Here is a 12,147-nt window from a genome sequence, read left to right as displayed (position 1 = left end):
AACTCCTCATCACACCTCATTCACGACTCTTTTCCTCAAGTGCCATTATTCTATGATCTTCTGTCAGAAGTTTCATTTGATTTATTGCAATGGCATTTAGCTTTGTAAGTCGTTCATTTTGCGGCATCCCTTCACCGATAAATACGGCATTCAGGTTCTCCATATTGGAAAGACAAACAAGTTGTGAAACATTAGCGTAATCACGGATATTCCCTTTGAGTTCAGGATTAGCGTCTCTCCACTGTTTTGCAGCCATTCCAAACAAGGCTACATTTAGCACATCGGCTTCGCTGGCATATACCTGATTTACCTGTTGGGGCGTAAGCTGCGGAGGAATTAAATTTTCTTTGATTGCATCCGTATGTATGCGGTAATTGATTTTCGCAAGATTGCGTTTAATATCCCAGCCTAACTGTTTGTATTCTTCCTCTTTCAGACGTTGGAATTCTTTAATCAGATACAGCTTAAACTGGGGAGATACCCACGAGGCAAATTCAAAGGCAATTGTTTCATGTGCATATGTACCACCGTATCTGCCCGCTTTTGCTATGATCCCACGAGAATTCGTTTTCTCCGTCCATTGTTTTACAGACAATACAAACCGATTTAGCCCCGCTTCATTTTTAATTCCCTCGAATTCGGGGGAATTAAAATCGGGATTGTACATTTCTTCCCATATTCCCAAAAACTCAATTGTGTTTTTATTCCGTAGCCATTTCTCAATTAGAGCTAGCCCATTTTCCATATTTCTAACCATGTCGGTAAGAGATATATAATCTTTTTCTTCGAATTGAACAACTGAAATTTCAGTTCCGTCTACTGTCATTTTTTTAGCCAACTATCACACCTCCTTCTACCGAAATTAATTCGTTCGATAGTGATTCGATAGGTTTAAATTCACATACAAATTATACCAAACACATGTTCTGCTTGCAAATAAATATTGGTACCTGTGATTTTGCAATGCAAAGTATATCGTGCAATAAATCTGCTTTGTTTTTGGGATGCGCTATCTTAAAATCCCAATAATCGCATTTACGTTTTTTCTGTATAAATTCCGGTATCATTATGATATAAATCAATATTCATCTTAATCACCATTTGCTTTTTTAATAGTACCAGAGAATGAGAATTTTCTTATATCATGCCATATTTTGGGCAAAAATGACAGAGTAGTTTGCAAACACTGCAACACTTCATTATTACCGTCTCGCTGCCCCTTACAAACCTTTCATCCATCATTTAATTTGATATTGATACACAACTTATCTTTATAGCAAATTGAAATATGCTCCTTCCACTTCGCCGCAATCCACTTTTCCCAACGTTAAAAAATACGCTGGCAAAAGTCCAGTCAGGATGACTTTGTATCATCCTGGTATAAGTTTTTATCTAAAGCTCCAGGCTACGAGGCTGTGCCGGTCCATACCTGCTCACCCGGCAATAGTGAATATGGCGGAGCACGGTGTCGCTCTTTTCTTTTTGTTTTCAAAGCATCACTCTCCTTGGAAACCCAAAGCGATAAACCTATGCGACCGAAGGTCGCGTATGGGGCGGAGCCCCATGAGGCCATCAGGCCTCGTCCGTCAATCCTTTTTTCTTGCGCATTGGCTTTTGCGCTCGGTACTAACCCAACAATATGCTGCAACCCTTAGTTTTCCAGTATTCTTCACAAAATTTTTGTAGGAATAAACGTAATCTTTTTCATGAAAACATCCTCCTTATTATTAAGATTTTTTAGTTACTCTAAGAAAAAAGAGCGCAAAAGCAAAATTGCTCTTACGCTCCAAAGTTTATTACTCATTTTCAACCATTAACGATTTTAGCGTTGCAACAGGACTACAACTTCTGAATGCCCCGTCTACGGAAACATAACTGTAAAACTCAAAATTTCATGTACATATAACTTACATACAGGAGGAAACTATTGAATTCTTTAATTTGATGAATACGTTTATCCCTAAAAGCTTATCCGATAACACGGTAATTTGCGCCTGTGGGACAGACGCGGACCGCCGGGCAGGGGTGGTTCTGCGGGCATCGTTTTTTATCGACGGTCATTTCCATCCTTTAGTTCAACTCCCTTCCCTGACAAGAATCTAAGCAATCATCAACTCAATTAGCGCAAACCGAATTAAAGTCTCGTCTTACCCAATGCCCCTCAGGGGTAATGCCTTTTTCAGCGCAGAGTCCCGTCTGCTTCATTGCCTTGAGCACCTCATTGGGTCAAACCACATTCTTTTTCTTTGCTTTTGCTCCCAATTCAGGCAGGAACAGCATGACGATGCCATAAATGAAATAACCGGCGGCGATATATAAAAACACTTTATTAATATCCGGTCCCGCCAGCGGGATAATGACGTAGGAGGATATAAAAAAGGCGCCGGCCATTTGAAACGTACTGAGAATTCCTCCCGCGCTCCCGGCATAGACCGGCCCGATTTCCGGAAGTGACATAGGCAAGGACAAAATAAGCGGAGGAGTCATACCGATGAAAAGGCCGGCGAGGATAAGAAATACGGTGGTAAGGGGACCAAAGGGAACATTCCAGGCCAGGTAGGAACTGAGAGCGCAAAGGATAGCCGTTGGAGCTAAGAACGGCCTGATTAATCCGGTTTTATGAGAAATTATCGGCCCCAGCAAGCCTCCGACAATAAAAGCAAGGGTCAAAGAAGAGGCAACCAGGCCGGCTTGAACCGGATTAATGCCCTTGGCCTGAACAAGGGCATTCGATAAGAAGCCACTCTGGGTAACATAGGTTCCCATCATGAAAAATATTGCCAGCGCACCAAACCAAACATTTTTGCTTTTAGCCGCCACACCCAGACAGTGTGTCATGGACAGAACCGGCTGATCAGGCGCTCCCGCAGGTTTATTTTTAATGAACAGCAGCCACAAAACCGTTACGCAAGTCATAGCAATTGCCGAAGTAAGAAAAGCGCTGTGAATTGAAGGGAAAAGCGGAGACGTCGCTAAGGCGATCGTAATCCCCACTCCGGCGCCTACGACATAAATTCCCATCGCCAACCCCATCCGCCGTATAGGGAACCAGGCGCCCAGTAATTTAGCGGCATTGGAATTGAGAACGGCGATACCAAAACCAATCAACAACATCCAGGCAAAAAGCGCGCCAAAGCTGGCAGCGCTGATGCGGGCAAAGCTGCTGACGGAGCTGATAATCAAACCGAAGGCCGCTATGCGTTTAACGCCGAAGCGGTCTGCCAGAGCGCCGGCGGGAATTCCCAGTACGGCACTGGCCAGCATGGGAGCGGACAAGGCCATGGCAAGCTGGCTGGGCTGCAGATGCAAGGCAGGTATTAGCTGAGCGGCCATTCCGCCTATCTGGAAGCTTAAGACATTCAAGAGCACTTGACCTAAAAAAATGATGGCCAGGATGACCCACATGTAAGAGTTCTCTTTTGATGTTTCCGTTACATTCATCCTTTTACCTCCCCCGTATAAACTTAAGGATTGTTCATAGATTTCCTTATCTTTTCTTATATTCTTATATTAATACAGTTACCTTGCTTGTGACATACTCCCATCCATATTTAGCAATAAGAATTTAGAGCAAAACGAAATGGCCTGTCCCAGATTCGAATGCGCATTCGAATCTGGGACAGGCCTGAAGGCAGACATCTGATTTAATAACCGGGCAGCCTGGATTTTGCTCAATGCTCTTATTATGCTCAAAATACTTAATTCTGCCGGCAGGTCTCCAGGGCCGACTCCAAGATCTCCAGGCCTCTCGCAAGCTGGGCGTCCGTCACAACCAACGGGCACAAAAACCTGATCACATTGCCGTAGATTCCGGCGTTCTCCACGATCAAACCCTGTCCGGCCGCGGAGGCGATGATCCTGGCGACCAATTGGGGATTAGGGTTCCTGCTGGTTTTGTCGGTCACGAATTCCAGGCCCATCATACAGCCTATCCCTCTGACGTCGCCGACCTCCTCATACTTCTCCTGCCACAGCTGGAACCTCTCCCGACACTTCCCTTCAATCTCCAGCGAACGGGCGCACAAATTATCGCGCTCGATAATCTCAATCACCTTTAAGGCCGAGGCGCAGGCCAGGGCGTTGCCGCCGAAGGTGCCTCCGATAATCCCGCTCTTAACTCCGTCGAAAATCTCGGCCCGGGCCGTGACAGCGCTCAGGGGAATGCCGCCGGCAATGGATTTGGCCGTGGCGATAATATCCGGAGCAAAACCGGCCTCGGCCCAGTAGTTAGCAACAAACATCCTGCCCGAACGGGCAAAGCCGGTCTGAACTTCGTCGACGATCATCAGGATGCCTTTTTCATCGCAGAGCCGGCGGACAGCCTTGGCCCACTCCAAAGGGGCGGGAATAAAACCGCCTTCCCCTTGCACCGGCTCGAAGACAATGGCCGCCACGTATTCCGCCGGGGAAGCTTCTTCAAAGACTTTATACAATTTTTCCAGATAATAAGCAATGCTTTCTGCTTCCGTATACCCTTTCGGTCCCCGGAACAAATACGGGAATTCCGCCCGGTATATTCCGTCGGGAAAGGGACCCAGCCCGTGAGCGTAGGCTTTTTTGGAAGTCATGGTCGCGGCAAGCAGGGTCCGGCCGTGAAAAGCGCCGGAAAATACGATGATATTAGGTCTCCCGGTATAAGACTTGGCTATTTTAACGGCGTTTTCCACAGCTTCCGCGCCGGAATTGACAAACATGGTCTTGCTTTTTTCTCCCTTGACCGGGATGATCCGGTTCATTTTTTCGGCCAATTTGATATAGCCTTCATGGGTCACGATGTTCATCATGGCGTGGAAATAGTTGCCGGCCTGTTCTCTCACGGCTGCGATGACTTCCGGATGGCTGTAGCCGATATTCAGAACCCCCACTCCCCCGACCCAATCGAGAAAGATATTGCCGTCCACATCTTCAAACATGGCGCCCTCTCCCCTTTTGATGACGCAGGGATAAACACATTTGACGGCCTCCGGAACGGCCTCCCCTCTTCTGGCGATAATCGCTTTAGCCTTGGGGCCGGGCAAAGGCGTTATTATTTGGGGCAAAGCATCTCTCAGCATAAGAATTCTCCTCTCAGCAATATCAGGTTTACGGGCAGCCGGGACTTAGATGGCTTCCCGGTAGATCCTCTTTATCTCTTCCAGGCCGAAGACAAGCGGATGATTGCTCAGGCCGGCCGCGGAGATTTTCAGGCAATTTTCCGCCAGCCAATCCACGTCGGCCTCGCTAATTCCCTGTTCGCCCAGGGTTGTTGTTAAATCGAGCTTGGACAGCAGCTCCCGGATTGTCTCCGCGCAGTCCTTTTCATCCCTGCCGCCCAAAAGTTTGGAAATCAGGGCGAATTTCTCCGGCGCCCCGCCGATGGACTGTTCAAAAATCAGCGGCGTCAGGGCCGCCAAGCCTTTGCCGTGGACGATGTCCTTCAGACCGCTGGCCGGATGTTCCAGGCTGTGCGGCGCGGCCACCCCCGCGCTGTTGATCACCATGCCGCCCAGGGTGCTAGCTAAGGTCAGCCGCTCCCAACCCTCAAGATCGGAAGGGTCCTCATAGACCTGGCAGAGGCTTTGGGCGCAGAGGCGGATGCCTTCCAGAGCCTGGATCGTGGTCAGGGGCTGGGCCAGCGCGGACAGATAGGCTTCCATGTTGTGACAGAGGGCGTCAAAGCCCACGCAGGCCAGAGTGGATTGGGGCATGGTCGTCATGAGCAGCGGATCGATGATGGAACAGGCAGGTACAATAGCATTGCAGCGCAGGGATTTTTTATCCAGGGTTTGCGGATTAGTCATTACGGCAAAGCCGTTGCCTTCGCTGCCGGTGCCGCAGGTGGTCGGCAGGGCGATCAGGGGCAGGGCCGCGGTACTGACTTTGCGGCCGAAAATAAAGTCATTGATGTCCCCGCCGTTAACCGTCTGAAAGGCGATACCCTTGGCGGCGTCGATACTACTGCCGCCGCCGACGGCGATGACCAGATCACAGCCCTCTGCGGCGGCCAGGGCCGCCCCATCGTAGACGGTGGTCGTCAGAGGATTCGGTTTCACCTTATCAAACAGGACAGAGGAAACTCCCTTTTCCCGCAGCAACCCTTCAACTTTGGCCAGCAGTCCCGAGCGTTTGGCGCTGCTGCCGCCGGTGACGATCAAGGCGCGCTTGCCCAAAGCGGCCGCTTTTTCTCCTACAGCGTCGGATTTGCCGCGGCCGAACAGGAGATTGACCGGCAGATGGTACTGAAACTCCAGCATAGTTACTCCTCCAATGACTCCTCAAATATTCCTCAAAAAGACGGAGAGAGAGGCCCGGCATCTCTCTCCGCGTTCGTTCTTAACCTAAAGCTTCAGCCCTTACTTTGCTGTTTAAGGTGCCGGTATTAATGTTTTTTTACTTGATGTTTCCTCAACAGGCCTTTTCTCAACTAATGTTTCTTTCTTAATAATAAATAGCTTTTTCCTGATGTTCTTTTACTTAATGTTTTTGGTGGCGCCGTCATTGACATCGACGAAATAATCTTTGGTCAGCCCGTAATTGGTCAGTATTTTCATCAAAGTTCCGTCTTGCTTCATATCGTTGAGAGCCTTGTTTACTTCCTTGATAAAATCTTCATCGGCAAAGCGGACCGCGGCGCCGATCTGACCGCTGGCCTCCGGCTGGTAGGGGGACAAAAGCTTGAGTTTGAGGGAACTGTCCTTCGACAGGGTATAGCCGGCGACAATTCCGTCGGTAACGACGGCGTCCACTTTGCCCAGGTTCACGGCGGTCATCAGGGTTGCCTGATTATCGTAAGCGACCAGATTGCCGATCTTTCCGTCCTGCAGCCATTTTTGGGCGGTTTCATAGAAAGCGGTGCCGGGCTGGGCGCCGATGGTTTTGCCTTTCAGGTCATCTTTGCCGGCGATGCTGGAATTAGCCGGAATGACCACGGCTTCCCCTTCCTGGTACCACTTGTCGGTGAAAGCGGCAACCTTCAGCCGTTCGTCCTTAACGTACATGCCGTCCACGACCATATCAACGCTGTTATTATTCAGTTCGACCAGCAGATTGGAGAAATCAACCTGTTTCATTTGAATATCCGGAATACCCAGGCGTTTGCAGATTTCCCGCAGGATTTCGATATCGATGCCTTCCAGCTTTTTGCTGTCGACGTCTTGATAGGCAAAGGGGGCGTCGTTGGAGGAACCGATGACAATATAGCCTCTTTGTTTGATTTTCTGCAGCAGCGCGGACTCCTGGCTTCCGCCCGACGCGGTCTGGCCGCCGGAGGCCGTTCCTTTGCTGGTCCCGCAGGCCGTCACAGTTGTCAGCAGCAGAACGGATATCAGGCACAGAACCATTAATTTTAGGTTTACCATTCGTTTCAAACCAATCTCCTTCTTTCTTTGCCCCTAAGGGTATATTTGTGATAGTACATTTTGTACTATTTAACCAACCTGCTTCAATTTGCGCTCCACAATTTTGCTGAGCTGTGAAAGCGGTATACTGATCACCAAATAAAAAAGGGCCAGAATGGTGTAGGCTTCCACTGTCAGAAACGTCTGCGAGGCATAGGTCTTGGTCCGCAGCAGCAGCTCCTGCACAGAAATCATCGCTAAAAGGGAAGTGTCCTTAATCATCATCACCAGGTAGTTGCCGAAAACCGGCACGGAATTGCGGATTGCCGGCGGGATAATGAAGCGGAACAAGACCTGCTTTTCACTGAAGCCCAGAGCCAGGCCGGCTTCGCGCTGCCCGTAATCAATGGCCAGAATCGCGGCGCGGATGACTTCCGACATGTAACAGCCGTAATTGATGGCAAAGCCGATAATACCGCAGGTGGCGGGCTTGAACTGAACGTTTGTCGCATAGCCGGCCAGGGAGGCAACACTATTGAGAAGCACGGGGATGACGTAATAGATGTAAAAAAATTGCACCAGCAGGGGCGTGCCCCGGATCAGCTCAATGAAAAGGCTTAAAATCCGGGTCAGGACTTTATTCCTGGAGAGCTTGCCGATGGCCAGGAGAAGAGCGACAACCAGGGCCAGGGCAAAACCAAAGAGGGTAATGTAGACGACAATGCCGATTCCCTGCCAAAGACTGGGGCCGAGAGTGGCGAAGGCTTTATCAAAGTGCAGTTCCATGGTAGTTCACCTCCTCTTACAAAACTCTGGCCAGAAATGCCCGGGTTCTTTCATTTTTAGGATTGGAGAAAATCTCCGCAGGCCTGTCGACCTCCACCACGTAGCCGCCGTCCATAAAGATCACCCGGTCGGCCACCTCGCGGGCAAAGCCCATTTCGTGGGTCACTACGACCATCGTCATGCCTTCGCCGGCCAGCTGTTTCATAACCTCCAGCACATCCCCCACCAGTTCGGGGTCGAGAGCCGAAGTCGGTTCATCAAATAAAAGCATATCCGGCTTGATGGCCAGAGCCCGGGCGATAGCGACCCGCTGCTGCTGCCCGCCGGAGAGAGCGGCAGGGTAAACCTCCGCCTTGCTTTCCAGGCCTACTTTGTGCAGCAGCTGCATGGCCTGATCCTTAGCCTCTTTCTTCGGCAGTTTGTTGAGCTTCAGCGGCGCGTACATCACGTTTTCCAATACCGTTTTCAGGGGGAAGAGATTAAATTTTTGAAAGACCATGCCGACATGCTTCCTGTAATCCGTGACTTGTTTGCCCAGCTGGGTGATATCCTGCTCCTGATAGAGGATTTCACCGCCCGTGGGGTGCTCCAGCAGATTAATGCAGCGGAGCAAAGTGCTTTTGCCCGAGCCCGAGGGACCGATGATGACCACGACTTCTCCTTTTTGTACGGAGATATTGACGTCCTGCAGGACTTCCAGGTCCCCGAAATATTTGCAAAGATTCCTGATTTCCAGCATCGACATTTTTGACACCTTCCTCCTGCCTAAAGTGGTTGTGGTTTCTGAGAGTTTTTTCGTCCTCCCGCCCGGGGTAATAAAACAAAATGAGGCATTTCCAATTAGAAATGCCTCATTGCATCGTTCTTGTCCTTAGCTTAGGGACGTGTTATTGCCAATTAAACCGTTTCCTGATGATTTCCACCAGGATAGCGCAGGTTCCCTCATCCCCCAGCAAACTGGAATCCAGCATGACATGCTTGAAGTCCTTGTCGGACATGGAGTAGCCGCAATAATGTTTGTGATAGGCCTCCCTGGCCTTGTCGACATCGGCAATCATTTTCTTGGCTTCGGCGGGCTGCATGTTGAGCTTCTCCACACAATTGCAAAGTCTTGCCGTGTAAGGTGCGTAAATGAATACGTTCATGAGATTGGGATAATCTTTTAAAATATAATCCGAACACCGGCCGACAATGATACAAGACTCTTTTTCCGCAAAGTCGGTAATAATCTTGCGCTGAACCGCAAATATTTCATCCTGAATTTCCGTGGTCCCCATTCCCAAAGGGTAGCTCATATTGAAGAAGGCAGATTTAGCGCTTTCCTCTTCTTCACTGATGGTCGAAACCGGAAGATTCAGCTTCTTGGCAGTAAGGTCCACGATATCTCTGTCGTAGTATTCAATGCCCAGTTTTTCACTGACCTGGCGGGCAATGGGGCGGCCCAGACTGCCAAACTGTCGTGCTATCGTAACCGCAAATTTTTGTTCCGTAGCAAATCCTACCTTTCAGAGCGAAATTGTTATTTGGTATGTTAGTATTATAGCACAGGGAAAACTAATTCCAATGGCCTCACGCCACAAACATTTCGCTCTTCTTTGTATTTACAGCACAAGTCTTTTTTGGTATACTCGAAAAAATTCTTTGAGGAGAGACGCCCGATGCGCACACAGGTAAAAACCTTATATGACTCTGCCAAAAGCAAATACATGCTGACCCTCCGCGGCGGAGAAAACGGTCTGAACAATGATACGTCCTGGGTTTATGTCGCCGAGGATATTCAAACCGTCTCCTTCTTAAAAGGCGGCGAGCTGGTCATTACCACGGGGCTTTTTACCCAAAGCGGCGTCAAGCTCTATAATTTCATTCGCACCATCGCCTTGCACAATTGCAGCGGGATTCTGATCAATGTCGGCAAGTACGTCTCTCTCCCGGACCTCACCCCGGAAATCATTGAGTTTTGCAATGTCAACAAATTCCCCATCTTCACGATGCCCTGGGAAGTGCATTTGGTGGATATTCTGCAGGATTTCTGCCGGCTGTTCTTGGATGAGAACCACTGGGAAAACCAATTGAGCGCCACCTTTCAGAACGCCATCAACCAGCTGCCGGTGCCGGACAATACCCTCCGCACTCTCAATCAATTCGGCTTTGCGACCGCGGGGAATTATAGAATTTTTGTCATCCGCAATCTCATTGATAAGACCAGGATTACTTCCCCGCTGAACAGATACGGCTGGAAATATCACTTGTTTGAGTATGAAAATATGCAGGTTTTGGTCCATAACACGGCGCAGACGCAGCTTTCCCTGGAGGGGATGATCGAGCTGCTCTGTTATTGCGACAGTATCAGGCTGGGTATCAGCGATGCGGCCCCTTCCCTGGCGCAAATAAGTTTATACTACAAGCGCGCTCGTTTTTCCCTGGCTGTTGCGGAATTCCGGCAAAAGCCGTACGTGCGTTTTGATGAACTGGGACTGTTTCAGATCTTGTTCAATACCTCTGACCCCGGTTTGCTGGAAACCTTTTACCTGCGCCACCTGGGGGCACTGGCCAATTACGATCTGGATCACGATTCGGATTACCTCAACACCCTGAAAATTTACCTTATGTCCGACTGCAGCCTGCTGGACACGGCCTCCCGGATGCACACCCACCGCAATACCGTCATCTACCGCATCCGAAAAATTAAAGAGATCTTAAAGACCGAGCTGGACAATGCCGCGGAGAAATTCAATCTGCTGCTGGCCTTTTATATTAAGGAATATCTTTCCATACAGTGAGGAAACACAAGGTCCAGTTCAGGAATTCCGCCCATTTTCCTTCATCAATGTCCATAAACTTTACTCTCCGGAACCTTTAGACAAGAGGCGGCTATTTCTTCTTAGAGTTAGCGAGGGGCTGGGGTGGCGGGGGAAATTACCCAGTCTTATACTTTTACTTTAATTGGCACCCAAATTTCTTCTTCAGAAGTAGGATCATCATTCTTATATTTATCCCCTAAAATATCAAAATGAGGTCTATTATCCAAATCATAGCCTGAATTTGGCAACCAGGTTCCGAATATGTATCGGTATGTTCCGGGGCCTGTACTAGCAGCTCCTTTATGAATGAAAACAGCATAAAGTCCACTTATTATTGTAATGGTTTCCATTTCATCTGGAACATTATCGAAATCAGTTACTTCTACTGCAGCCCATTTCTCAAATTTCTTATTCAAGTCAAATTTGTTAAAATCAAAATCATTGCCATAAACTTGTAAACAATATAGATCATTGCCAATGCTATTATTAATTTCTTTTCTTCTGGGCATAAAACTTTGCCATAGCTCCCGGGTTTTATCTTCTGAAAAAGACATGATAACTTTTTTTCCAATAAATTTTTTCTCGTTTAATGTCTCTATTCTTGGTTCCATTAAAACAACCCCTATAGTTTGATTAATCTTTAAGTTGTCCAGTATTTCTTTACGCTAACCACACTCAACACGCAAGACCCGGCACTTGCCAGGTCGGCCGGAGGGATTTCACCACCAGCCGCCTACAGAACCATGCATAAACCTCTCGATTTAAACGGCTCGTACCAGCCTTTCTCTTTAAGCCTTACGGCTGCAAGACGACGCAGAAAGTTGAACGCTCCTCCCGATTTCTCAGTTGGCCAAACTTCCTTTGAGCTGATACATCCTTAATTCCTGAATTGAGAGAATTAGCGGAAGCCTTGAAAATTAGCATGATTATAAATTAAGCGCGATATTGTCTCCAATTAAGTTTAGTAATTCTAATGTAACTAAATAAAAAACTACCACTATCAAAGTAATAATAATCTCCTTCTTGAGTATTCCGAGATTTTGAAATTTAGCCACTTTTATACTCAAGAATATGGGAATAGAGAAACAGGTTAGTAAAATGACGCTTAAAAATAGGGCTTTGAATATCATATTTGGATTACCTCTTCAATAGATGTGACGCATCCTTCAGCCTCCATGCCACATTCGGAACACTTTTAAGTACCCAGTATCCTTTCATCCCAACCCACCTTCAAAAGGAGCCTT

At 48.1% G+C, this 12,147-nt stretch carries 11 protein-coding genes; 2 read left to right on the top strand and 9 right to left on the bottom strand.

Features of this window, described 5'->3' with window-relative positions:
* Positions 1 to 16: 16 nt before the first annotated feature.
* A complete protein-coding gene (locus REC12_RS23210) occupies positions 17 to 826 on the bottom strand; it encodes a KilA-N domain-containing protein (protein WP_308898642.1) in 810 nt (269 codons plus the stop codon).
* Between the two features lie 1,118 nt (positions 827 to 1,944).
* Between REC12_RS23210 and REC12_RS23205 the strand changes: the two genes are divergently transcribed.
* Complete coding sequence (locus REC12_RS23205; RefSeq protein WP_308898348.1) at positions 1,945 to 2,103, top strand: hypothetical protein; 159 nt, start codon at positions 1,945 to 1,947, stop codon at positions 2,101 to 2,103.
* A gap of 123 nt (positions 2,104 to 2,226) precedes the next feature.
* Here REC12_RS23205 and REC12_RS23200 read toward each other — a convergent pair whose 3' ends face one another.
* From REC12_RS23200 to REC12_RS23170, 7 genes are all read right to left on the bottom strand, one after another.
* Complete coding sequence (locus tag REC12_RS23200; RefSeq protein ID WP_308898346.1) at positions 2,227 to 3,441, bottom strand: MFS transporter; 1,215 nt, start codon at positions 3,439 to 3,441, stop codon at positions 2,227 to 2,229.
* Positions 3,442 to 3,698: 257 nt separating this feature from the next.
* The gene (locus REC12_RS23195; protein ID WP_308898344.1) at positions 3,699 to 5,054 is read right to left on the bottom strand and encodes an aspartate aminotransferase family protein; all 1,356 of its coding nucleotides are present in this window, start codon (positions 5,052 to 5,054) and stop codon (positions 3,699 to 3,701) included.
* A gap of 45 nt (positions 5,055 to 5,099) precedes the next feature.
* Entirely contained in the window at positions 5,100 to 6,230 is a 1,131-nt protein-coding gene (locus tag REC12_RS23190; protein ID WP_308898641.1) for an iron-containing alcohol dehydrogenase, read from the bottom strand.
* Positions 6,231 to 6,449: 219 nt separating this feature from the next.
* Entirely contained in the window at positions 6,450 to 7,337 is an 888-nt protein-coding gene (locus tag REC12_RS23185; RefSeq protein ID WP_308898639.1) for a substrate-binding periplasmic protein, read from the bottom strand.
* Between the two features lie 69 nt (positions 7,338 to 7,406).
* Positions 7,407 to 8,102, bottom strand: a complete 696-nt coding sequence (locus REC12_RS23180; protein WP_308898343.1) for an amino acid ABC transporter permease — start codon at positions 8,100 to 8,102, stop codon at positions 7,407 to 7,409.
* A gap of 16 nt (positions 8,103 to 8,118) precedes the next feature.
* Positions 8,119 to 8,841 carry an amino acid ABC transporter ATP-binding protein gene (locus tag REC12_RS23175; RefSeq protein WP_308898638.1) on the bottom strand — a complete coding sequence of 241 codons (723 nt, stop codon included), beginning with the start codon at positions 8,839 to 8,841 and terminating at the stop codon, positions 8,119 to 8,121.
* Between the two features lie 148 nt (positions 8,842 to 8,989).
* Positions 8,990 to 9,568 (bottom strand): cytidylate kinase-like family protein, encoded by a 579-nt coding sequence (locus tag REC12_RS23170; protein WP_308898636.1) that lies wholly within the window; start codon positions 9,566 to 9,568, stop codon positions 8,990 to 8,992.
* Positions 9,569 to 9,760: 192 nt separating this feature from the next.
* Between REC12_RS23170 and REC12_RS23165 the strand changes: the two genes are divergently transcribed.
* Positions 9,761 to 10,882, top strand: coding sequence for a PucR family transcriptional regulator (locus REC12_RS23165; protein WP_308898342.1), 1,122 nt, complete (start codon positions 9,761 to 9,763; stop codon positions 10,880 to 10,882).
* Positions 10,883 to 11,028: 146 nt separating this feature from the next.
* On the opposite strand, the gene REC12_RS23160 is transcribed toward REC12_RS23165, so the two are convergent.
* Positions 11,029 to 11,514, bottom strand: coding sequence for a GyrI-like domain-containing protein (locus REC12_RS23160; protein ID WP_308898340.1), 486 nt, complete (start codon positions 11,512 to 11,514; stop codon positions 11,029 to 11,031).
* Between the last annotated feature and the right edge of the window lie 633 nt (positions 11,515 to 12,147).

The organism is Candidatus Desulfosporosinus nitrosoreducens, from assembly GCF_030954495.1.
Classification (GTDB): Bacteria; Bacillota; Desulfitobacteriia; order Desulfitobacteriales; family Desulfitobacteriaceae; genus Desulfosporosinus; species Desulfosporosinus nitrosoreducens.
The sequence above is the reverse complement of the archived record's forward strand: the minus strand, read 5'-3'. Positions and strand labels throughout refer to the sequence as shown.